The sequence below is a fragment of the Rhizobium sp. 10N414 genome, assembly GCF_056394785.1.
The window spans coordinates 134881-158584 of the sequence record NZ_JBFTIN010000008.1 but is presented as its reverse complement, the minus strand read 5'-3'; the positions used below and the strand labels follow the sequence as shown (position 1 = coordinate 158584).

The 23704-nt window shown below is 59.8% G+C and carries 20 protein-coding genes; 5 read left to right on the top strand and 15 right to left on the bottom strand.

The annotated features are described in order from the left end of the window. Positions 1-2: 2 nt before the first annotated feature. The 3 genes from addB to trxA all read left to right on the top strand — a co-directional run bounded on the left by addB (position 3) and on the right by trxA (position 7133). Complete coding sequence (gene addB / locus AC1DE4_RS10630) at positions 3-3197, top strand: double-strand break repair protein AddB (RefSeq protein ID WP_477881304.1); 3195 nt, start codon at positions 3-5, stop codon at positions 3195-3197. Next, positions 3190-6741: a double-strand break repair helicase AddA gene (gene addA / locus AC1DE4_RS10625; RefSeq protein ID WP_477881302.1), complete on the top strand. Its 3552-nt coding sequence runs from the start codon at positions 3190-3192 to the stop codon at positions 6739-6741. Before addB ends, addA begins: the two co-directional genes overlap by 8 nt. A gap of 71 nt (positions 6742-6812) precedes the next feature. Next, positions 6813-7133: a thioredoxin gene (gene trxA / locus AC1DE4_RS10620; RefSeq protein ID WP_007528746.1), complete on the top strand. Its 321-nt coding sequence runs from the start codon at positions 6813-6815 to the stop codon at positions 7131-7133. A gap of 50 nt (positions 7134-7183) precedes the next feature. Here trxA and AC1DE4_RS10615 read toward each other — a convergent pair whose 3' ends face one another. The 10 genes from AC1DE4_RS10615 to AC1DE4_RS10570 all read right to left on the bottom strand — a co-directional run bounded on the left by AC1DE4_RS10615 (position 7184) and on the right by AC1DE4_RS10570 (position 17127). Beyond that, complete coding sequence (locus tag AC1DE4_RS10615) at positions 7184-8536, bottom strand: bifunctional folylpolyglutamate synthase/dihydrofolate synthase (protein WP_340651104.1); 1353 nt, start codon at positions 8534-8536, stop codon at positions 7184-7186. Between the two features lie 27 nt (positions 8537-8563). After that, positions 8564-9469: an acetyl-CoA carboxylase, carboxyltransferase subunit beta gene (gene accD, locus AC1DE4_RS10610; RefSeq protein WP_018859420.1), complete on the bottom strand. Its 906-nt coding sequence runs from the start codon at positions 9467-9469 to the stop codon at positions 8564-8566. Between the two features lie 39 nt (positions 9470-9508). Continuing rightward, entirely contained in the window at positions 9509-10348 is an 840-nt protein-coding gene (gene trpA, locus AC1DE4_RS10605; RefSeq protein WP_477881299.1) for a tryptophan synthase subunit alpha, read from the bottom strand. Positions 10349-10350: 2 nt separating this feature from the next. After that, positions 10351-11571: a tryptophan synthase subunit beta gene (gene trpB, locus AC1DE4_RS10600; protein ID WP_018859418.1), complete on the bottom strand. Its 1221-nt coding sequence runs from the start codon at positions 11569-11571 to the stop codon at positions 10351-10353. Between the two features lie 2 nt (positions 11572-11573). After that, positions 11574-12242, bottom strand: coding sequence for a phosphoribosylanthranilate isomerase (locus tag AC1DE4_RS10595; protein ID WP_025657921.1), 669 nt, complete (start codon positions 12240-12242; stop codon positions 11574-11576). A 74-nt stretch (positions 12243-12316) separates the two neighbouring features. Then, entirely contained in the window at positions 12317-13078 is a 762-nt protein-coding gene (locus AC1DE4_RS10590) for a M48 family metallopeptidase (protein WP_025657922.1), read from the bottom strand. A gap of 94 nt (positions 13079-13172) precedes the next feature. Then, entirely contained in the window at positions 13173-13607 is a 435-nt protein-coding gene (locus AC1DE4_RS10585; RefSeq protein WP_025657923.1) for a DUF2852 domain-containing protein, read from the bottom strand. Between the two features lie 145 nt (positions 13608-13752). Next, positions 13753-15030, bottom strand: coding sequence for a polyhydroxyalkanoate depolymerase (locus AC1DE4_RS10580; protein WP_477881296.1), 1278 nt, complete (start codon positions 15028-15030; stop codon positions 13753-13755). Between the two features lie 205 nt (positions 15031-15235). Continuing rightward, positions 15236-16078 carry a fumarylacetoacetate hydrolase family protein gene (locus AC1DE4_RS10575; RefSeq protein WP_025657925.1) on the bottom strand — a complete coding sequence of 281 codons (843 nt, stop codon included), beginning with the start codon at positions 16076-16078 and terminating at the stop codon, positions 15236-15238. A 95-nt stretch (positions 16079-16173) separates the two neighbouring features. Continuing rightward, a complete protein-coding gene (locus AC1DE4_RS10570; protein ID WP_477881294.1) occupies positions 16174-17127 on the bottom strand; it encodes a glutathione S-transferase family protein in 954 nt (317 codons plus the stop codon). Positions 17128-17285: 158 nt separating this feature from the next. Here AC1DE4_RS10570 and AC1DE4_RS10565 point away from each other — a divergent pair, with 158 nt between their 5' ends. Further along, the gene (locus tag AC1DE4_RS10565; protein WP_025657927.1) at positions 17286-17570 is read left to right on the top strand and encodes a DUF2218 domain-containing protein; all 285 of its coding nucleotides are present in this window, start codon (positions 17286-17288) and stop codon (positions 17568-17570) included. 18 nt (positions 17571-17588) lie between these two features. After that, positions 17589-18182 (top strand): nitroreductase family protein, encoded by a 594-nt coding sequence (locus AC1DE4_RS10560; protein WP_062373739.1) that lies wholly within the window; start codon positions 17589-17591, stop codon positions 18180-18182. Positions 18183-18261: 79 nt separating this feature from the next. Here the strand turns inward: AC1DE4_RS10560 and gyrB are convergent, their stop codons facing one another. From gyrB to AC1DE4_RS10535, 5 genes are all read right to left on the bottom strand, one after another. Beyond that, positions 18262-20697: a DNA topoisomerase (ATP-hydrolyzing) subunit B gene (gene gyrB / locus AC1DE4_RS10555; protein WP_025657929.1), complete on the bottom strand. Its 2436-nt coding sequence runs from the start codon at positions 20695-20697 to the stop codon at positions 18262-18264. A 134-nt stretch (positions 20698-20831) separates the two neighbouring features. Continuing rightward, positions 20832-21209: a helix-turn-helix domain-containing protein gene (locus AC1DE4_RS10550; protein ID WP_018858960.1), complete on the bottom strand. Its 378-nt coding sequence runs from the start codon at positions 21207-21209 to the stop codon at positions 20832-20834. Then, positions 21206-21769 (bottom strand): Smr/MutS family protein, encoded by a 564-nt coding sequence (locus tag AC1DE4_RS10545; RefSeq protein WP_025657930.1) that lies wholly within the window; start codon positions 21767-21769, stop codon positions 21206-21208. The genes AC1DE4_RS10550 and AC1DE4_RS10545 overlap by 4 nt, the downstream gene beginning before the upstream one ends. Then, positions 21769-22887, bottom strand: a complete 1119-nt coding sequence (gene mltA / locus AC1DE4_RS10540) for a murein transglycosylase A (protein ID WP_062373743.1) — start codon at positions 22885-22887, stop codon at positions 21769-21771. The genes AC1DE4_RS10545 and mltA overlap by 1 nt, the downstream gene beginning before the upstream one ends. Next, a complete protein-coding gene (locus AC1DE4_RS10535) occupies positions 22880-23584 on the bottom strand; it encodes a Tim44/TimA family putative adaptor protein (protein ID WP_025657932.1) in 705 nt (234 codons plus the stop codon). The genes mltA and AC1DE4_RS10535 overlap by 8 nt, the downstream gene beginning before the upstream one ends. Positions 23585-23704: the final 120 nt, after the last annotated feature.

Below are 23704 nucleotides of genomic sequence, written 5' to 3'. Positions count from 1 at the left end.
GGATGGCCGAGCATCACCGGCCGAGGGTCTTGAGCATCCCCGCAGGGCTTCCCTTCCTGAAGAGCCTTGCCGAAAGCCTTTGTGACGGCCGACTGACACCGCATTTCCGGTATGATCCCGGCGATCCCCTATCGCTTTCGAAAACCACGATCTATCTGCCAACGAGGCGCGCAGCACGCGTGCTCCGCTCGGAGTTCGTCGATCTCCTCGGCGGACGATCCGCAATCCTCCCGGTTATCCGACCGCTCGGCGAGACCGACGACGATAGCGGCTATTTCGACGAAGCCCTGCCCGCGACCCTGGATCTTGCTCAGCCGTTATCCAACACCGCCCGCCTGCTGGAACTCGCGCGCCTTATCCTCGCCTGGCGAAACAAGCTGCCGGAGATTGTGCGCAGCATCCATTCCGATTCGCCGCTCGTCGCGCCCGCAAGCCCAGCCGACGCCATTTGGCTTGCGCGCAATCTTGCGGAATTGATCGACGCCATCGAGACCGAGGATCGGGATTGGAACGAACTGTCTCGCCTGAATGTGAAAGACTATGCGCTTTGGTGGCAACTGACGGCCGAGTTCCTGCAGATTGCCAGCGCCTTCTGGCCGGAGCGGCTGAATGAGCTCGGCAAATCATCGCCCGCAAGACACCGCAACGCAATTCTTCGTGCCGAAGCAAATCGCCTGGCGACAGCCCGGCCGATGGGACCCATCATCATTGCAGGATCGACAGGCTCTGTGCCGGCGACGGCCGACCTTATCGCAGCGGTCGCCAACCTTCCGGAAGGCGTCATCGTTCTGCCGGGGCTCGACCTCGGCATGCCGGATGAGCATTGGCGAATGGTGGCGCCCGACATTCGGATAGATCAGCCCGCCGACCCGGCGAGCCGCAGCCACTCGCAATACGGCCTCGCGCAGTTGCTAAAGCGACTGAAATTGACGCGGCAGGATGTGGTGCAGCTTGCCGCGCCGCCCGAGGAATTGCGACAGCGTAGCGAAATCCTCTCACATGCGCTCTCCCCTGCCGAAGCAACCAGCGACTGGGGCACATGGAAGGCGAAACTATCTGACGCTACGATCTCAGCGGCATTTGCAGATGTCTCGCTGATCGAGGCGGGCAATGAGCGCGAGGAAGCCACTGCAATTGCAATCGCCCTCCGCTTGGCGCTCGAGCGCGCGCCCGGCAATGACGGCGAGAGCCGGGCGGCATTGATCACACCGGATCGAAACCTAGCCCGCCGCGTGACGACGGAATTATCGCGTTTCGGCATCGTTGCGGACGATTCCGCAGGCACGCCGCTTTCCGCCACCCCACAGGGAACGCTGTTGCAACTGCTGCTGGAAGCAACCCTTCGCCCTGGCGATCCCGTCGCTATCGTCGGATTGCTGAAGCATCCCCTGGCGCATTTTGGGCTGGAGCGTGGCGTGCACGTGGCAGCGGTAGCAGCTCTGGAGCTGCTGGCACTGCGTGGTGGTGTGGCCGACGTCGACATCTCGGCGTTGGAACCGCTTCTTGAGCAGCAGCTGTCTGAGCAGGCGTTGGATCGTCACGCGCCGCAGTGGCGAAAATCCCTTCCCGCCGATGCGATTGACCACGCGCGTGCTCTTGCCCGACGAGTTGCCGAAGCGACCGAACCGCTGGCGTCGGCGCTTGTTCGGCGCCTTCCCGAGCCGGGGCTAACGGCCAGCCTTGAGCTCGCCGATTGGGGGGAGCGAACCGGGCGCGTATTGGAGGCGGTAACCCGCGACGCGCGCGGCGATCTTGCTGGTCTCTGGTCCGGCGAAGCGGGCGACGCCCTGGCGTCGATGCTCGGCGAAGTGATCGAAACCGAGGGGCAGATCGACGCGGATGGCCCGCAGTGGATCGACATCGTCACTGCGCTATTGGCTGGCCAGGCTGTAAAGCCACGGGCGCTAAGCCATCCGAGAATTTTCATCTTCGGCACGCTAGAAGCGCGCCTGCAGAACGTAGACACATTGATCCTGGGCGGCCTGAACGAAGGCTCATGGCCGGGTCAAACATCCAATAACCCCTTCGTTTCTCGGACAATGAAGACCGAGATCGGGCTGGAACCTCCAGAACGGCGCATCGGCCAGCTGTCGCACGATTTCGAAATGGCCAATGGCACGCGCCATCTCATCTATTCGCGAGCCCTTCGACAAGGTTCGACGCCAACCGTCGCGTCGCGCTGGTTGCAGCGGCTGCTCGCATTCGGCGGGCACGAGTTCGAGGCACAGCTCAAGGCCCGCGGCGACAATTTTGTGCATTGGGCGAACCTCATCGACCAAGGCGACAGCCAAGCGCCCGCGCAACGTCCAAGTCCAATACCGCCGCTGGAGATTCAGCCTAAGTCCTACTCTTTCAGCGAGGTCGGGCGCCTTCGTCGCGACCCCTATGCAATCTATGCACGCCGCGTTCTGCGCCTTGACCCGGTAGCACCGTTCAATCGAGACCCTGGCGCCGCGGAGCGAGGAACGCTCTATCACAAGATCATCGACCGCTTCGTCCGTGAAGGTCACGTTGCCGGAACGCCGGCAGCTGAAACGGCGATGGAGAACATTCTGAACGAACTCTTCGATACGGAGCAACTTCCTGCACATATCGATGCAGTCTGGCGCCCGCGTTTCCGTGAAGTTGCCCGCGCGTTTCTCGAGTGGGAGGCGCAGCGACAGCCAGGCATTCGAAGAACATTGACCGAGGTGCGTGGCGGGGTGGAGTTGGAGGCGATCAATGTCCGCCTGAGCGGCGTCGCCGACCGGATCGACATCACCGGCAGCGGTACCGCCGACATCATCGACTACAAGACCGGATACAATCCCTCCGCCCCTCAGGCACGCGCGCTTCTTGATCCCCAGCTGGCACTGGAGGCCGCCGCGCTTCACGCCGGCGCCTTCCGGGATGCTGGCAGTCTTGTTCCACAAGATCTTCTCTACGTGCGCCTGCGGCCGGGCAATCGCTTTAAGGTCGACACCGTCAACAACGAGACTTCGGCCAGAACCGACAAGGCAAAATCGGCCATGGACCTGGCCACCGACTCGATCGACCAACTCATAAAGTTCGTCTCGCTCCTGCAGTCAGGCGAAAAGGGCTTCACCTCGCGGCTTGTGCCGGCACAGCAGTTCGATTTCGGTGGTGATTACGATCATCTGGCGCGCGTTTCCGAATGGTCTGCCGCAGAGAGCGACGAGGAAACCGGCGATGAATGACGACGCAACGCTGCCTGAGGGCGATGATCCCGTTGCCTGGACGAGTTGGACGACCATCCAGCAATCGATCGCATCCGATCCGCAACGCTCAGCCTGGGTTTCCGCCAATGCCGGCTCCGGAAAAACGCACGTCCTGACGCAGCGTGTTATCCGGCTCCTGCTGGCCGGAGCACGTCCGTCAGCAATCCTCTGCCTGACCTATACGAAGGCGGCAGCCTCCGAAATGTCGAACCGCGTTTTCGAGCGGCTTGCCGAGTGGGCGGTTCTGCCGGACACGGAACTTGAAGAACGCATCACGCGGATCGAAGGCAAGGCGCCGGATAGGGTGAAGCTTGCGGAGGCGAGGCGCCTCTTTGCAAAAGCACTGGAAACGCCGGGCGGGCTGAAGATCCAAACCATTCACGCGTTTTGCGAAGCTTTGCTGCACCAGTTTCCGTTGGAAGCTAACGTCGCCGGCCACTTTTCCGTGCTCGACGATCGGGCTGCCGCGACGCTTCTTTCGGATGCACGGCGATCGCTGCTTACGGCCACTACACCGGAGGACGATCCGGCGCTCGCGGACGCCTTTGCTTACGTGCTCAATCTCGGCGATGAGTCAGGCCTCGAAAACCTTCTTGAGGAAATCATCGCGAACCGCAATGCGATCCGCACTTTCACGCAGGATGCGGAGCGGAAGGGTGGCCTCGATGCGGTACTGCGCACGAAGCTTCACCTTTCTGAAGACGATACTGCGACCGGGATCGCCGAGTCGTATTGGCCGCTTCCTGGTCTGCGCGGCGGGGTGCTCGACCGGTACCTAGACCTTGCGGATCAGAAAGGCGGGGCAAAGGCGCACGATATCGCAGCCGGCTTGCGGTCGGCAGCGCGCGAACGAGACCCCGCGCGCCGGGCGTCGGTGCTGGAGAAAATCTTCCTTACCGCAAGGGCTGAACCAAAGGCGGATTCGCAGTTTTTCGTGAAGGCCATGCTGACTGAAGCACCGGAGCTCATCGATGCCGTGGCAATGGCCCGAGCGCACGTGGTATTGTGTCGGGATCGGTGGAAAACGGCCCGCATGTACGAGGCAACACGCGCAGCGCTGATCCTCGCCGACCGCCTCAACAAAGACTACGACGACCTCAAGAAGCAGCGCAGCCAACTCGATTTCGAGGATCTGATAACGCGGACTTCCGAACTCTTGCACAAGAGCGACGTTGGCCCCTGGATCCACTACAAGCTCGACCAAGGGATCGACCATATCCTTGTCGACGAGGCACAGGATACAAGTCCAATCCAGTGGAGCGTGATCCAGTCGCTGGCCGAGGATTTCTTTTCCGGCGAGAGCGCCCGCAATGTGGTGCGTACCCTTTTTGCCGTCGGCGACGAAAAGCAATCGATCTATTCTTTCCAGGGCGCTCGGCCCGAACGCTTTTCAGAAGAAAGCCAGCGGACGCGTCGGCGCGTCTCGCAGAGCGGGCACGCCTTCTCAACGGTGCGGCTGCCGCTCTCATTCCGATCGACCTCGGATGTCCTTGCCGCAGTGGACCACATCTTCACACCGGCTGAAAATGCCCGCGGGTTAAGTGCGGCAGGCGAGCCGGTGGTGCACCGTTCTAACCGCATAGGCCACCCGGGCGCAGTCGATCTCTGGGAGATGGTCGCGCCTGAAGCGACGATCAAGGAAGAAGATTGGACCGCACCCTTTGACGCCACGCCGGAGAGCGCCCCAGCATCAGTGCTCGCCCGTCGCATTGCTCATGCGATCGGCAATCTGGTGGGCAAGGAAACGATCGTCGAGAAGGGCAAGGAGCGACTGATCGAGGCCGGCGATATCCTCGTCCTCGTGCGCAAGCGCGACGCCTTCGTCAACGCGCTGACACGCGCCTTGAAGCGACGCGGCGACATACCGGTTGCCGGCGCCGACCGCCTGCGCCTGACGAGCCACATTGCCGTGCAGGACCTCGTGGCGCTCGGCCGCTTTCTACTGTTGCCCGAGGACGACCTCTCCTTGGCAGCGCTGATGAAGAGCCCGCTTCTCGATCTGAGCGAAGACGACGTCTTCGCAATTGCCGCCCTGCGTACGGAGGGCGAGAGTGCCTGGGCTCACGTGCAGAAGTTCGCCGCTGATGGAAATGCGCGCTTTGAAACAGCCGTCTCTCGCCTCAGGCTCTTCCTGGACGAATCCGAGACGCTGTCGGTTCACGATTTCTATGCTCGTGTTCTCGGATGCCACGGCGGCCGACGACAATTCCTTGCCCGGCTCGGAACCGAGGTCAGCGATATTCTCGATGAATTCCTGACATTCGCGCTTGATCACGAAAGCTCGGGCCTGCCAGGCCTGCAATCCTTCATTTCGACGCTTGAAATCGAAGCACCGGAGGTGAAGCGTGAGCAGGACAAAGGCCGGAATGAAGTCCGGATCATGACAGTCCACGCCTCAAAGGGCCTTGAGGCACCGATCGTGTTCCTCGTCGACGGCGGCTCGAAGGCCTTCACCCATTCGCACATGCCGAAGCTGCGGCTGCTTGAACAGGGGAGCGGCGAGCCGCCCATGCCGGCATGGGTTCCGATCGGCGATCTCAGTAACTCGCTGACCCAGGCCGACGCGACGCGCATCCAATCGCTGGCGGAACAGGAATATCGCCGGCTGCTCTATGTTGCGATGACCCGGGCCGCCGATCGCCTTACCGTTTGCGGCTACAGGGGCATTCGTCCCAACACCGATACCTGGCATGCCATGATTTCCGCTGCGATGACCGACAGCCATCCGCATGTATCTGCTGCGACATTTTCTGGGCCTGACGGGACATGGGCTGGCATCGAATGGCGCGTACCACGGATAGAGAGAAGGTTCGAGCGCCTTGAACGCAGCGCGGAGACCGCCAGACAACAGACGGTCCCGCCTGGCCTCGACAGGCCACTGCCACCGCGCAGGCAATTGCCGCGCCCGCTCAGCCCATCCGGCATCGGAACGATCATCGACGATGGCGCCGATGACCTCCTCGTCGCCTCCCCGCTCTTCACGGAAACGGGAAAGCCGGATCGCTCGCTGCAAAAAGGGCGGCTCCTCCACCGCATGTTGCAGGTGCTGCCGGATGTGCCACGCGGCGATCAGCCAGATGCAGCATCACGATACGCCAAGCGTGCGGCGCCATTCTGGCCCGAAGCAGAGCGGCGGCAATTGGTCGACTCGGTTCTGACGCTATTGGGCGCAGCCGACCTCGAAGCCGTCTTCTCGACTCATGCACAGGCTGAGGTCTCCGTCATGGGGACGCTGACGATCGCCGGCCAGGACTATGCCATTTCCGGCCGTGTCGACAGAATGGCGGTCTTCGACGATCGCATCGTCGTGCTGGACTACAAGACCAATCGCGTCCCGCCGCAGACGGCAGAGGCCATCCCATTTGCACACAAGGCGCAGCTTGCGATCTATCGCGAGATCCTGGCGCCGCTCTATCCCGGCAAGCGCGTCGATTGCGTGCTTGTCTACACTGAAAATGCTTCGGTTCACACGCTGACGCCGGATGCATTGGCGTCGGCGCTTGCGCAACTCGAGACAAAGTGAAATACGGGCATTGAAATTCCCGCACCGCACGCTCACATGTGTTTCAACAGGAATCCGTAAAGGAGCAGCCTATGGCTACCGTAAAAGTCGATATCAACAACTTCCAGTCGGAAGTTCTGGAATCCGCAGAACCCGTCGTCGTCGATTTCTGGGCTGAATGGTGCGGCCCGTGCAAGATGATCGCCCCCAGCCTCGAAGAACTCGCTGTCGAGTTTCAGGGCAAGGTGAAGGTCGCCAAGCTCAATATCGATGAAAACCCGGAACTCGCCGCCCAGTTTGGCGTCCGTTCCATTCCGACACTCGCCATGTTCAAGGCCGGCGAAGTTGCTGACATCAAAGTTGGCGCTGCCCCGAAGACCGCTCTTTCGAGCTGGATCTCGAGCGCCGCTTAATTTATCCATAAGCAGATAGGAAAAAGCCCGGCGTTCGACCGGGCTTTTTCTCATTTCGGGGGCGTCCCGTTGTCGGCAAGCACATCGCCGACGAGATAGAGAGAGCCGCCGATCAGGATGCGCGGTGGGTGGGCCTGTTCAAAGGCGCCCTCCTTGATCGCCTCCAACGCATCGCTGACCGTCGACATCGGTTCCGCGACGAGGCCGGCGTCATAGGCGGCGTTTGCAAGGATCACCGGATCGATCATCGCATCGCTCCCGCGGATCGGCACGCAATAGACCTTCTCGGCCAATCCCTTGAAAGCCTTGAAGTAGCCAACCGGATCCTTGGTGTTGATCATGCCGATGATCAGGAAGAGCGGGCGCGGCTGCTTTTCCTCGAAATTCGCCATGGCCTCGGCGATAACTTCGCCGGCGCCGGGGTTGTGGCCGCCATCGACCCAGATCTCTGCTTTAGCCGGAGCACTGGCCATCAGATTGCCGTCGTTCAGACGCTGGAGACGGCCCGGCCACTCGACCGACAGCAGCGCCTTTTCCATCATCGTTTCGGTGACCGCAAAGCCGGCGGCCTTGACGGCGCGGATCGCAGCGGCGGCATTGGCATATTGGTGGCGGCCGGGAAGGCGGGGCAATGGCAGGTCGGCGAGACCGAACTCGTCCTGATAGACGAGACGCCCATATTCCTCATGCGCCATGTAGTCCTGGCCGAAGACTGCGGTCGGGCAGTTCAGCCGTTCGGCGGTCGACATCAGCACGTCGAGCGCGGCATCATATTCCTGCTTGCCGATCACAACAGGGTGCCCGCGCTTCATGATACCGGCTTTTTCTGCCGCGATCAGTTCGACGCGATCGCCGAGGTAAGGCTGATGATCCAAGGAAATCGGCATGATGACCGAAACGGCCGGGTCGGAGATGACGTTCGTCGCGTCGAAACGACCGCCGAGACCAACCTCGATGATCGCGGCATCGGCCCGATGCTCTGAGAACAGAATGAAAGTGACTGCGGTGAGGATCTCGAAAACGGTGATCTTCTGCCCGTCATTGGCGGCCGCCACGCGCCGCACCGCCTCGGCGAAGACCGCATCGTCCACCAGTTGCCCGCGACCGCCCTTGGCGCCGATCCGATAGCGTTCGTGCCAGTTGACGAGATGCGGAGAGGTATGGACATGCGCGCTGTAGCCACCGGCTTCCAGCAAAGCCCGGCAAAACGCCGTCACGGACCCCTTGCCGTTCGTGCCCGCCACATGAATGACGGGCGGCAATTTCTTCTGCGGATCCCCGAGGACGGAAAGCAGTCGGGTAATGCGATCCAGGGATAGATCGAAGCCCTTGGGATGCAGGCCCAAGAGCTTGTCGATTTCCTGTGCTGCTTCACTCACTACGGCTTGGCCCCTGGGTATCATCGCTCACCCCGCCTGTGATGGGTTCTGTCAGGCGCTTGCAGCGATAGCAAGCGTCCCGCTGTTTTCCTTGGATAGGTTCGCAACCGGCTTCTTCGTCAGGATCTTCAAGACGCGCGCGAGCGTATCCGGAATATCGTGGCGCTTGACCACCATGTCCACCATGCCGTGTTCCAGCAGATACTCGGAGGTCTGGAAGCCTTCCGGAAGCTTCTCGCGGATCGTCTGCTCGATAACGCGCTTCCCGGCGAAGCAGATTTCAGCCCCGGGTTCGGCCAGATGCAGGTCACCGAGCATCGCGTAGGACGCGGTAACACCGCCAGTGGTCGGATTGGTCAGCACGACGATGTAAGGCAGTCCTGCTTCCTTCAGCATGTCTACCGCCACGGTCGTGCGTGGCAGCTGCATCAGCGACAGGATACCTTCCTGCATGCGGGCACCACCAGATGCCGGGAACATGACCAGCGGGCACTTCTCCGCAATGGCGCGTTCGAACGCCTTGACGATCGCCTCGCCCGCGGCAATGCCGAGCGAACCGCCCATGAAGTTGAACTCATGAACGACCGCGACGATCTTCAGGCCGCGCATCTTGCCGACGCCAGCGAGAATGGTGTCTTCCTGCTCGGTCTTGATGCGGCTGTCCTTCAGACGGTCCGTGTATTTCTTGGAATCACGAAATTTCAGCGGATCCTGGGCGACCTTTGGCTGCGGCAGAGCCTCATAGACGCCATCGTCGAAAAGGTCGGCAAGGCGAGCCTTTGCCGGCATCTTCATGTGATAACCGGAGGCCGGAATGACCCACTTGTTGTCTTCCAGATCCTTATGGAAGACCATCTCACCCGTTTCCGGGCACTTGATCCAGAGGTTCTCCGGCACTTCGCGGCGGCCCAGCATGGAATTGATGCGGGGGCGGACGTAGTTGGTGATCCAGTTCAAGTCGAAAACTCCTGATTGACTCTTGCCAATGTGGGGAAATTATTCGGCAGCAACAAGGCGCGCCGAACGTGTACYCGTTGACAGTCCACGAACGAGGGTGGCGACGGCCTGGACGGTATCGGCTGTCGCCTTCCCATCCTTGGTGAGGCTCGTTGCCACCTGATTGACAATTGCTGTGCCGACAACCACGCCATCGGCCGAGTTGCCAATGACCTTTGCATGGTCGGCGGTCTTGACGCCGAAGCCGACGCAAACAGGCAGGTTGGTGTGCTGCTTGATGCGCTTGACGGCGCCCGAGACCAGAGACGGATCCGGCAGAGCAGAGCCAGTGATACCAGTCATCGAAACATAATAGACGAAGCCGGACGTGTTCCGAAGAACGGTCGGCAGGCGCTTTTCGTCGGTCGTCGGCGTCGCAAGCCGAATGAAGTTGATCCCCTTCTTGATCGCAGGGATGCAGAGTTCGTCATCCATCTCGGGTGGAAGGTCGACGACGATGAGGCCATCGATGCCGGCTGCCAGCGCGTCGTCGAGGAACTTCTCCACGCCGTAGACATAGATCGGGTTGTAATAGCCCATCATTACGATCGGCGTCGCATCGTCCGTCTTGCGGAAATCGCTGGCAAGCTGCAGCGTCTTCTTCAGCGTCTGGCCGCCCTTCAGAGCGCGCTGGCCAGCCATCTGGATCGCCGGACCATCGGCCATCGGATCGGAGAACGGCATGCCGAGTTCAATAACATCGGAACCCGCTTCCGGCAGAGCCTTCATGATGCCGAGCGAGGTTTCGTAGTCGGGGTCGCCTCCCATGAAATAGGTGACGAGTGCCGGCCGGCCTTCCGCCTTAAGATCGGCGAAGCGTTTGTCCATACGTGCGGTCATGCTTACTCACCCATTCCCAGAATCTTGCCGACAGTGAAGATGTCCTTATCGCCGCGGCCGGAGAGATTCATCAGAATGATCTCGTCCTTGCCCATCTTCGGCGCGCGCTTGATGACTTCGGCCAGCGCGTGCGATGGCTCCAGCGCCGGAATGATACCTTCGAGGCGGGTCAGCGTCTGGAAAGCTTCGAGCGCCTCATGGTCCATGATCGGCACATACTCGACGCGACCGATGTCGTTCAGGTAGGAATGCTCGGGGCCGATGCCAGGATAGTCAAGACCAGCGGAAATCGAATGGCCTTCCTTGATCTGGCCGTCGCCATCCTGCAGAAGGTAGGTCCGGTTACCGTGGAGGACGCCGGGCGAACCCGCAGTGATCGAGGCGCAGTGCTCGTCACCATTGAGGCCCTTGCCGCCGGCTTCGACGCCAACCATCTTGACGCTCTCGTCATCAAGGAACGGATGGAAGATGCCGATCGCGTTCGAACCGCCGCCGACGGCTGCGATGACGAGATCCGGCAGCCGACCTTCGGCTTCCAAAATCTGCTCACGGGCTTCGGTGCCAATGACGGCCTGGAAGTCGCGAACCATTTCCGGATAGGGATGCGGACCGGCGGCAGTGCCGATCAGGTAATAGGTGTCGTCGACGTTCGTGACCCAGTCGCGCAATGCCTCGTTCATGGCGTCCTTGAGCGTGCCGTGACCGGCGGTCACCGGCTTTACCTCGGCACCAAGCAGCTTCATGCGAAACACGTTCGGCGCCTGACGCTCGACGTCGGTTGCGCCCATGTAAACGACACAGGGGAGCCCGAAGCGGGCGGCAACCGTTGCCGAGGCAACGCCATGCTGGCCGGCACCAGTTTCCGCGATGATACGGGTCTTGCCCATGCGCTTGGCGAGCAGGATCTGGCCGATGCAGTTGTTGATCTTGTGCGAACCGGTGTGGTTCAGCTCTTCGCGCTTGAAATAGATCTTCGCGCCACCGAGTTCGGCCGTCAGGCGCTCGGCGAAATAGAGCGGGCTCGGGCGACCGATATAGTGGGTGCCAAGCTGCTTCAGCTCCGCCTGAAATTCCGGATCGTCCTTTGCCTTGTTCCACTCGTCCTGCAGGTCGAGGATCAAAGGCATCAGCGTTTCGGCGACGAAACGGCCGCCGTAGATGCCGAAACGGCCGTCTTCATCAGGGCCGGAACGGAAGGAATTCGGTTTTGGCGTCTGGTTCACTCTCAACTCCCTGAGGTCGTTTCGGGCTGACAAGCCGTTTGGACCGCATCGAAAAACTCATCGATCATTGCGACGTTCTTGACGCCGGGCGCGCTTTCGACCCCCGAAGATACGTCGATCCCGGGTGCCTTGGTGATGCCGAGCGCCTCGGCAATATTGCCCTTGTTCAGGCCACCGGAAAGCATGTAATCCACGCTGTCGTCAAGCCAGGTAAGCAGGCTCCAATCGAAGGACACGCCGTTGCCACCCGGCAAATCCGACCCTTTCGGCGGCTTGGCGTCGAAGAGGAAGCGATCGGCGATGCCGACATAAGCCTCGACCCGCTTCAGATCGTCAGCCGACCGCACCGAGAAAGCCTTCATGACCGGCAGTCCATACACCGCCTTGATGGTCAAAACGCGCTCCGGGCTCTCGTCGCCATGCAACTGCAGGATATCGGGCCGAAGCAGCGCCACGATTTCATCAAGATCGTCGTTGCTCGGATTGACCAAAACCGCAACGATCTTGGCCTTGCCGCGAGCCGGCTCCGCTAGCTTGCCGGCGATATCAGGCTCGATGTAGCGGGGACTCTTTTCGAAGAAGATGAAGCCGATATGTGTGGCGCCGCGCGCGAGTGCACGATCGATCGCCTCAGGCGTCTTCAGTCCGCAGATTTTGATATCCGGTTTCATGGCAGCGAAGTGACACGAAAAGCACTTGGAGTCGAGCCAAATCACGACAAAAGCTGATTTTTGCGAGGCGTCGCTCAGTCGAAATCGATGGCGTGCAGTTGACTGCCGTGCCGCTTCAACCAGAGCTTCGCCTCTTCCATGTGGGGGCAGAGCTTCTTGCAGAGCGCCCAGAAGCGTGGCCCGTGGTTCATCTCCTTGAGATGAGCGACTTCATGGGCCGCAAGGTAGTCGACCACTGACGGCGGCGCCATGACGATGCGCCAGGAAAAGCTCAGGTTTCCCTCCGAGGAGCAGGAACCCCACCGACTGCGGGTGTCCTTCATGGCGATAGACCTGATCGGCGCATTGATCGAGCGGGCATGGAACGTTGCCAGCCTCTCGAGATCGGCTCGCGCTTCCTTCTTCAGAAACGTGGCAATCCGGCGTCCGAGATGCTCGGGCATGCCGCTGACCTTGAGCACGGGTTTGCCATCAACGACGACGGCTTCTGTCAGGCCCCGCACGCTGCCGGTGTGGTGAACGCGATGGGATACGCCCCGAAAGAGAATGGTGCCGTCATCACGAAGACCGCTGTCGGTCGAGAATTTGGCAAGCTTGGTCAAGAGCCAGCCCTGATGGCGGTCGAGGAAGGCATTTACCTCGCGCTGCGCCAATCCGCACGGGATCGTCATCTTCAGGCCCCGACCGCCAGGCTCGATGCGCAATGTAATGCGGGTCGCCCGCTCGTGCTGCTTGATCGTCAGCGGCATCAGGCGTCCGGCAACGTCAAGCGTTCGCGTTTCCGGCGGAGCCGGTTTTCGAACGCTGCGGCGTGGCTTTGCAGGGAGCGGGAACATGGGCATTTTCTATATGATTCGCTGGAATTCTTGGCAAAGAAAAGCCGGCATCGATGATGCCGGTTCAAGTTTCAGTGCTGAACGGTCCTGGGAATTACGGAGTCTGGTATTCTGCTACCGGACCATTGTCTTCGCGCTTGCCGTTCTTGCGGTCGCGCATGAAGCGGTCAAACTCTTCCTGGTCCTTGGCGCGGCGTAGTTCGCGCATGTAGGAGTCGAAATCCTCGCGCATTTCATCAAGCTTGCGACGCTCTTCTTCCAGCCGGTCGAGCTCGGCCTTGCGCCAATCATCGAAGGCAACATTGCCCGTCGAGAAATGAGGGCGATAGCGGCCATGTGAACGTCGGCAGCCGGCGAAGAATCCATCGGCGGCGCTGTTGGCGTCGCGCTTGAAACCGCGCAAACGCTCTCCAAAGATGATGTAGGCGAGCATGGCGAGACCCAGAGGCCAGAAAACCACGAAGCCGAGGATCATCAGGGCAATGGTAGCCGGAGTCCAATCCGGGCGAAGCAATGCTGACTGGTTCATCGTGCGGTGTCCTCGCATTTTCCGCGTCCGGCGAGATACCGAACGCTGGAATCGATGTGGTTACACGCCTGGCCCGCTTCAAGGCAGCGCCCGCCCAAATCGGACAACGCCTTGAAATACAATCGCTAATTCAGAATATACTAAATCAGGCGGATTTTCCGCCCTTGATCACCCGTTTCACCACGGGCTTTCCCGAACGGGCATGTTCCTTCACGAAGCTGATGATCCGCGGCGCAATCTCCCGGCGGAAGCGTGAGCCGTTGAAGACGCCATAGTGGCCGACGTCGGGCTGCAGGTAGTGCATGCGCATGTTGTCGGGGATGTTGACGCAGATGGTCTGGGCAGCCTGTGTCTGGCCGACGCCGGAGATGTCGTCGTTTTCCCCCTCGACGGTGAGAAGTGCCACGTTGCGGATGGCGGCGGGATCGACAAGCTTACCACGGTAGAGCAGCTCGCCCTTCGGCAGCGCGTGCTTGATGAAGACCTGTTCGACCGTCTGAAGGTAGAACTCCGCCGTCAAGTCCATGACCGCGAGGTACTCGTCATAAAAGTCGCGGTGCTTTTCGGCCGGCTCGCCATCGTTCTTCACCAGATGCATGAAGAACTCCTTGTGAGCGATCACGTGCCGATCGAGGTTCATCGACATGAAGCCGGACAACTGCAGGAAGCCGGGATAGACCGGACGCATGAAGCCCGGCTGCGGCCAGGGCACATTCATGATCACATTATCCGCGAACCATTCCAGCGAGCGTTCCTTGGCAAGCTGGTTGACGGCTGTCGGGTTGATGCGCGTGTCGATCGGTCCGCCCATCAGGGTCATCGATGAGGGCGAAAACGGATCGTTCTCCGCTTCCATGAGGGCGACGGCAGCCAAAACCGGCACGGAAGGCTGACAGACGGCAATCACATGCGTATCCGGGCCCAGGAAGCGAAGCATCTCGATGACGTAGTCGATGTAGTCGTCAAAATCGAAGGTGCCTTCCGTCATCGGCACCATGCGCGCATCGATCCAGTCGGTAATGTAAACGTCGGCGCTTGGCAGCAACGCTTCGACCGTGCCGCGCAGCAGTGTCGCGTAGTGGCCCGACATCGGCGCGACGATGAGAATGCGCGGGTCTGGCGCATGGCTGCTTGGAACATTGCGCGCGAAATGGAGCAGATTGCAGAAGGGATGCGACCAGACGATCTCTTCCCGTACGGCCACCTTTCCTTCCTCGACAACAGTGTCATGCAGACCGACGGCCGGTTTGCCGTAGCGTCGGGTCGTCCGCTCGAACATCTCGAGACTCGCCGCCATCGTACGCCCCCAGGGCGTCTGCGAAATCGGATTGAGGGGATTGGCATAGACCATGCGCATGATATCGGCGAAAGCCCGATAAGGCGCCAATGCGGCATGGTTCAATTCATAAAGCTGATAAAACATGAGATGCGCCACCTTTCTCTAACCTGGAAGACGACGCCGATTGAAAGGCATCGGATTCTTTCCAACGACGTGCTGGCACCTCAACGCAGATTAACAGGTTTTTGTTGCGCAGCAACATTGCCATCCGCACCGCAAAAAGAAATGCCGGGGAATTTACCCCCGGCATGATGGTGCGCTCGAATGCTTAATGATCGCAGAACGGACGTTATCGATCAGCCAGGAAGGTCTGCTTCTGCGTACCCAAGCCTTCAATGCCGAGCTCCACGACGTCGCCAGCCTTGAGGAAGCGCGGCGGCTTCATGCCCATGCCGACGCCCGGAGGCGTGCCGGTCGAGATCACATCGCCCGGATGCAGCGACATGAACTGGCTGAGGTAAGACACCACATGAGCGACACCATAGACCATGGTTTTCGACGAGCCGTTCTGCATGGTTTCGCCGTTGACCTTCAGCCACATGCCAAGATTTTGCGGGTCGGCAATCTCGTCCTTGGTGACGAGCCAGGGTCCGATCGGACCGAATGTGTCGCAGGACTTGCCCTTGGTCCACTGGCCTGCACGTTCCGTCTGGAAGGCGCGCTCCGAAACGTCGTGGGAGACACAGTAGCCGGCAACATAATCAAGCGCTTCGGCCTCGCTGACGTACTTTGCCGTCTTGCCGATGACGACGCCGAGTTCGACTTCCCAATCGGTCTTTTCGGAGCCACGCGGGATCAGGACATTGTCGTTCGGCCCGACGATGGCCGATGTTGCCTTCATGAAGATCACGGGCTCCGGCGGAACAGTCGCGCCGGTTTCAGCAGCGTGGTCAGAGAAATTGAGGCCGATGCAGATGAACTTTCCGGTGCCGGCAACGCAGGCGCCAATGCGACCCGAGGCGAGTTCCGGCAGGCTCTTCGCGTCAAGAGCCTTGAGTTTCGACAGGCCCTCGGGCGAAATCGCTTCGCCGCCGATGTCCGAGACGTGCGCCGACAGATCGCGGATCTTGCCATCGGAATCGAGCATGGCCGGTTTCTCGCGACCAACCTCTCCAACACGCATGAGCTTCATAATATTTCCTCCTAAGCAGCATCCACGTTTTGATCACCTATGAACGAGATATTCACCGGTGTCATTATGGCTTTTTGCCGAAGCGGTACGCTGCTTCAGAAAATTTCGCCTAGATCAGGACCCGCAGGCACGATGCCTGCGGGGTTGAGGCTTTCAATCGAGTAATAGCCGCGCTTTATATGGTCGAAGTTGACGGTCTCGACGACACCCGGCCAATCGAGCATTCGCCGGCAGAAGCGGCGAAGATTCTTGTAATCCGAGAGACGGCGCAAATTGCATTTGAACAGGCCGTGATAGGCGATATCGAAGCGCACGAGCGTTACGAAAAGACGAATGTCACTTTCAGTCGGATGGTCTGCAAACAGGAAGGGCCGATCGCCAAGCTCTGTTTCCACCCAGTCGAGGCACTTGAATACACCGGCAAACGCTTCCTCGTAGGCAAGCTGCGTCGTGGCAAAGCCCGCGCGGTAGACGCCATTGTTGAGGCTCGGATAGATCCGTTCGTTGAAAGCGTCGATCTCGGTGCGACGCGCTGCCGGATATAGGTCGATCGGATTGCGAGCAAGATCGCCGAAACCTTCGTTCATCATCCGCAGGATATCAGCCGACTCGTTGTTGACGATCGTCTGCAACTGCTTGTCCCAAAGCACGGGCACGGTTGCGCGGCCGGTAAAGTCGCGTGCCGCACTCGTATAGATCTCGTGCATATACGTTGCGCCGTAAATGTGATCCCGCGTGGCGCCCGGATAGTCGCCGAACCGCCAGCCCTGCTTCGTCAATACCGGCTCGACGACTGAAACCGAGATGGCCGATTCCAGCCCCTTCAGCTTTCGGCCGATCAGCGTCCGCGATGCCCAGGGGCAGATACAGGCCACGTAGAGATGATAGCGTCCCGCCTCGGCCTTGAAGCCGCCCTCTCCCGTCGGGCCCGCCGCGCCGTCAGGGGTAACCCAATTGCGGAAGCTGGAGATCTGACGGACAAAGCCGCCCTTCTCGTCCTTCGCCTGAACCGGCTGCCAATCTTCCGTCCACTTTCCATTTACGAGCAAGGCGTTTTTCCTCTCATGCTGATATTGGCGGAACTTAGCGTGCCTTTACGCGCGTGGGAGGCCACTATTGTTGAAACAGACTGTGCACCACCGGAGATGGCGGAGTTGCTTGCCAAACGCATCGGATGGGGCCTAAGGAAGGCAGGAAGGAGCTTGATATGCCTGTTTCGACCTCGACTGTCGCCACCGAACACGCCAGCAAGTATCTCCAACAGCTCTGCAAACACTGGAGCCACAAGTTTACCGTGGAATTCACGGCGGAAAGCGGGCGTGTACCCTTCAGTGATACCGCCGAAGTCACGTTTTCAGCCGATCACGCGGCGCTTCATATGAGATTGTCGGCCGCTGACCCGGCCCAGATAGAGCGATACGAGAATGTCGTTGCCGACCACCTAAAGCGATTTGCTTTCCGCGAAGAACTCCACATCACCTGGAATGCCTGAACAGCACTTGGAAGAGCCATGACAAAGAGCAATAGCCGTGAATCCCAATATTCGATCGACCCCTTGTTTCTCGAGCGCTGGTCACCGCGTGCCTTTACCGGCGAAGTGATCGATGAATCGGAGCTTCTGACGATACTGGATGCCGCGCATTGGGCACCGTCGTCCGCAAACCAGCAGCCGTGGCGCTTCATCTATGCGCTCAAAGGTTCTGAGGACTGGGACAAGTTCGTTGGTCTCCTCGTCGAGTCAAATCAAGAGTGGGCAAAGAACGCCTCGGCGCTGATCTACGTCGTCTCAAGAGGCTTCAGCGGCGACTTCTCCGAAGGTAGGAAAAGCTACACACACTCGTTCGACGCTGGCACTGCTTGGGGTTATCTCGCGCTTCAGGCCCGGCTTTCGGGTTTCTACGCTCACGGGATGGGCGGCATTAAGCACGAAGAGATCCAGCAAACTTTTGCTATTCCCGAGGGTTACCGGGTGGAGGCGGGCGTCGCGTTGGGACGTCTTGCCGATAAGAGCGTCCTTTCGGAGCGGAACCAGGAGCGGGAAGTTCCGAGCCAGCGCAAGCCTCTTTCAGAGGTCGCCTTCCGCGGCAAGTTTATCGCCAACTAGACTAGTTCTCACGCAAAAGCCCCGCGTCGATGCGCGGGGCTTTTTTATGCGGACTCTAGGCGGAAACGAGCTCCGCTCGCTAGATATCGAGGTTTGCTACGTTCAGCGCGTTGTCCTGGATGAACTCTCTGCGAGGTTCGACTTCGTCACCCATCAGGCGTGCGAACAAGCCGTCAGCGTCCGTTGCATCGGCAACCTTCACCTGCAGCAGCGAACGAACGTTCGGATCGAGCGTGGTTTCCCAGAGCTGCTCGGCATTCATCTCACCGAGGCCTTTGTAACGCTGCATCGTCAGACCCTTGCGGCCGCTCGCAAAAATCGCGTCCAGCAGTGCCCGTGGTCCGGAAATCTCGACATCACCGTCGCGTCGGGAGAGTGACGGAGGCACCTGATAGATGTCCTTCAAGCGAGCCGACAGCTGATCGAGAAGCCGCGCGTCCTGCGAGCCGATCAACGCCATGTCGAGAACGACAACTTCCTTCACGCCGCGCACCATACGCTCAAGTTTGATGCCGCCTTCGCTCGTGAGGCCCCCTTCCCAACCGCGCTCTGTCTCTTCGGCAATCAGGTCAAGACGTCTGGCGACTTCACCGGCGAGCTGTTCAGCTCTCGAGCGGTCGCTAACGGCTTCAGCATTGAGAGCACCAGCAATTGCTGCCTGTTCGACGGCAGCGCGATTGTAGCGCGAGTGCAGATTGTCAAGGAGCGCGCGGAGGCGCAACGCATCGCTAATCACCTCGCCAAGATCCTGGCCGGTCCTCACTTCGCCGCTGCCGAGCTTTAAGGCAGCATCTTCGAGACCCTGGCCGACTAGGTAGTCCTCAAGGGCCTTCTCGTTCTTCACGTACTGGATCGATTTGCCGCGCGAGACCTTATAAAGCGGCGGCTGGGCGATGTAGAGATGGCCACGCTCGATCAGTTCCGGCATCTGGCGGAAGAAGAAGGTCAACAGCAGCGTACGAATGTGGGCGCCGTCGACATCAGCGTCCGTCATGATGATGATCTTGTGGTAGCGCAGCTTTTCGGCATTGAACTCGTCCTTGCCGATGCCTGTGCCGAGCGCGGTAATCAGTGTACCGATTTCCTGGCTGGACAGCATCTTGTCGAAGCGAGCACGCTCGACGTTGAGGATCTTGCCACGCAGCGGCAGGATCGCCTGGTTCTCGCGCGAACGCCCCTGCTTGGCCGATCCACCCGCCGAATCGCCCTCGACAAGAAAGACTTCGGATTTGGCCGGATCGCGCTCCGAGCAATCGGCGAGCTTGCCGGGCAGAGAGGCAATGTCGAGAGCGCCCTTACGACGCGTCAACTCACGCGCCTTACGGGCCGCTTCGCGCGCCGCGGCGGCTTCGACCACCTTGCCGACCAGAACCTTAGCTTCCGTCGGATGCTCTTCCAGCCACGTGCTCAGCGCTTCGCTGACTAGGTTCTCGACAACGGGGCGAACTTCCGAGGAAACCAGCTTGTCTTTGGTCTGCGACGAAAACTTCGGATCCGGCACCTTGACGGAAAGAACGGCGGTCAGGCCTTCGCGGCAATCGTCACCGGTCAGCGTCACCTTTTCCTTCTTCGTGATACCCGAGGTATCGGCGTAGGAGGTGATCTGGCGGGTCAGCGCGGCGCGGAAGCCGGCCATATGCGTGCCACCGTCACGTTGCGGAATGTTGTTGGTGAAGCAGAGGACGTTCTCGTGGTAGCTGTCATTCCACCACATTGCGACTTCGACGGTAATCCCGTCCTTTTCGCCGCGGATCGCCACCGGCTTGTCGACAAGCGGCTTCTTGGCGCGGTCGAGATAGGAGACGAAGGCCTCCAGGCCACCGTCGTAGAGCATCTCTTCCTGCTTGATGTCCGAATGACGCTTGTCGCTCAGAAGGATGCGAACGCCCGAATTCAGGAAGGCGAGCTCACGCAGGCGATGCTCCAACGTGGCGTAGTCGAATTCGGTCATCGTGAAGGTTTCAGTGCTCGGCATGAAGCTGACTTCGGTGCCGGTTTCATCACCAGCGTCGCCAATCACCTTCAACGGCGCATCGGCTACGCCATGCGTGAAACTCATTTCATGAATCTTGCCTTGACGGCGGATCTTCAGCCTCAGCCAGACGGAGAGCGCGTTAACGACAGAAACACCAACGCCGTGCAGACCACCGGAAACCTTGTAGGAGTTCTGGTCGAACTTACCGCCGGCGTGCAGCTGGGTCATGATGACCTCGGCTGCCGACACGCCTTCGCCGGTATGAATGTCCGTCGGGATGCCGCGGCCGTTGTCGGTAACGGTGACCGACCCATCGGGATTGAGCGTCACGGTCACGATATCGGCGTGGCCTGCGAGCGCTTCATCGATCGCGTTGTCGACGACTTCATAAACCATGTGATGAAGACCCGAGCCATCATCGGTGTCACCGATATACATACCCGGGCGCTTGCGCACTGCATCAAGGCCCTTCAGAACCTTGATCGAGTCTGCGCCATATTCGGTACTAACGCCGTTTTCCGTCGTGGGTATATCGGTCATACTTTTCGAGAATTTCCCTGTTGTCGGGGCTGAAGTGAGACTTGCGAATCACCTGCCTTATACATGCCAGAATATAGGGTTTTTGATCCAAGTTCCCAATGCCAGCGCGCTTAAACTGGCCATAAATCAGGGGATTATGACCGTTTTCCGTCCGCTTTTCCGCCGTTTTTAAGAATGCTTGTCAGTTGGCCAAGCGTCGTTTGGTCGAGATCGCGAATACGACCCGCCAGGAGGTTCGCAAAAGCGGTATGTTCGGCCGATAAACCCGATGTATCGACGACGACGCGGGGGTCCGAAGAACGGGCCAAAAGGAAGAGTTCTTCGGCCTCATCCCAGATGATGTTGAAGTAGCCGGCGATCCGCTGGAGCAGATCGAAGGTCGGCAAGCCGCGCCTTCCATGTTCGAGGGCCGACAGATAGGCCGGGGACACATTGAGGGCTGCCGCCATCTGTTTCTGCGAGACACCCTTGCGCTCTCGCAGCTTGCGGACGGCCTCACCGAACGGCGTCACGATCTCTCTCCATGCCGGCGCGACAGCCGGATATACAGGGCGCCTTCGCCTCCGTGATGGTGGGCTGCTGTTTCATAGGACGAGATGAAATACCGAAACTCCGGCTTCGAAAACCACATCGGGACGGCGCGTTTCAGGGCACCTTCGCTGCCGAGCGAACTGCCCTTGCCGGTGATCACAAGCACATGCCTCATCCCTCGTTCATGGGCTCGCATCAGGAACTCGAGCAGCAATATATGCGCTTCGCTCTGGACCAGCCCATGCAGGTCGATACGGGCTTCCAATGGCACGCGGCCCTTGGCGATCTTACGCTTGACCGGCCTTTCGAGCGGGTGATGGATACCCGAGCGTGTTTTGGAAACAACCGGGACCGTGGGCCCGGCATCAGTTTCGGAAGGTCGCTTCGCGGCGGCGGCCGTTTGCTGTTCAACCTCCACCTCTGTCAGAAAAGCATCGAGCTCGGCTAGCTGATCCTTCTTGCCGGGCATTGGACGCGTGCTCCGTGCCACCTTGCCCCAGAGTATCCTTTCATCCGTGTTGAGCTTCCGGTCTCGAGCCATCAGGCGAACCTCGCGGCGGCGGCATTCGGAAGCAGAATGACGAAGTCGGCGTCGTGGCGCACTGTTCCAGCGAGCTCTCCTGCATCATCCCCTGACCCGGTGAAAATATCACCCCTCGCCGGACCGACGATGGCAGAGCCCGTGTCGAGAGCCAGCATCACTCGCGCGAACGGCTTGTCGCCATCGAGATGGACAAGATTCTCGGACCGAATGAAAAACGGGAAGCCAAAAGTATGGATGAGCCGATCGACAGCGAGCGAACGGCCGGCAATCAGCGGCACTTTTGCTGCGGCCACGGGCCCGGCGTTCAGATCTGCGCTCGGGACTTCGCGGAAGAAAATGTAGGAGCGATTGTGCCACAGGACCTCATCCACCTGCTGCGGATGGTCGCCGAGCCAGCGCCGAATAGTCTGCATCGAAATCTCGGATCGTTCGATTTCCCCGCGCTCGATGAGTAGCTTGCCGATCGCCGAGAAAGGATGTCCCGCCTTTGCCGCATAGGTGATGCGTCCAACCCTGCCATCAGGATACCGCAAGCGCGCCGCACCTTGAACATGGACGAAGAAGACGTCGACCTTCGACTTTGCCCAGGCAATCTCCAATCCCCTGCCCGCCAGGAAGCCTTCATCGATTGCCCGCCGGTCCGGATAGGCTTCGATGCCATCGGAGGTCAGCCGGCCGAAAGCGTAGCTGTCCGGCAGACCCACAGGGCGATTACCCTCATCAAGGTCGATCAGGTCTTCGGGGCGGCGATAGAAGGGAAAGCGATACTCATCATCCGGCACGGCCGAGACCATAATCTCAGGCTCGTAGAAAGCGGTGACGAAGCCCGGATTGCCGTCGATGCGACGAATTCTGAAGGGTCGACAGTGGGATTGGAAGAAGGTTCGGGCATCGGCTGCCGACGAGATATTCTCGCTGCGCGCTGCTTCAAGCAACGGTAGAAGGTCCTGAGCCGTCAGGCCGAGCGAGCCCGTCCGATACGGCTTGATGTCAATGACCTGCCGCCGGCATGCTTCCATCGCTTCAAAAAGGCTGGAAGGATCATCATCCTTCCAGCCTTGCAGATCGTCAAAGCTTATTGCTTGAAGGGCAAAGCCCGGAGTGTCTTCACTCATGTTCCGATTCGGTGGCCACGAGTTTCCAGTTGGGATCGCGGGAGCGGGTATCGCGCGCAAACGTCCAGAGATCATTGACCTCGGCAACGTTCTCCGCGTCGCCATCGATGAGCTTATCAGCCTTGTCGTAAGTGGCCGAAATCAACTGGCTGACGATACGAACGGTAATCTGCACCTCCGTGCCCTTAATCTCGGTGCTGGCGATTTCCGCCTTGTCGATGCCGACGAAGGTCGATTTCACCTTGTCGCCTTTGGATTCGCGCTCGGTGATGGCTGCGTCGAAGCCGTCATAGACTTCACGCGAAAGCAGGTTCTTCAGCGTCTTACGATCGCCGTCCGCAAACGCCATCACGATCATCTCATAGGCCATGCGGGCGCCATTGACGAATTCCTTCGGATTGAAGGAAGCGTCTGCCTTGTTGATTTCGCGCAGCGATTCATTGAGTGAGGTGCCGGCTGGCGCGAAAGCATCGATTGCCGCAAAGCGATCGTCTTCCTCAGTCGCTGCGTCACGGCGTGGCAGGGTCACCACTTTACCGGCATCAGGAGAATCCGGTCCGACGGCATCGCGCGGCGTATAAAGATCGCGTGGCGGCTTCTCATTGCCCGTACGGCGACCGAGAACGCTGCGCAGCTGCAAAAAAATCAGCACCGCCGCCACAAGAAAAAACAATGTGATGAAGTCGTTTGAACCCATATCCCGCCGCTGCCGCTGTTAACATCCCTGATTTGTACTCCCATATAGTCCGCCTATACAGATGATTCAAATAGGGTCGACAACGCGACCCTCCAACGGAGTCCGGCTCAGCCGGAATAA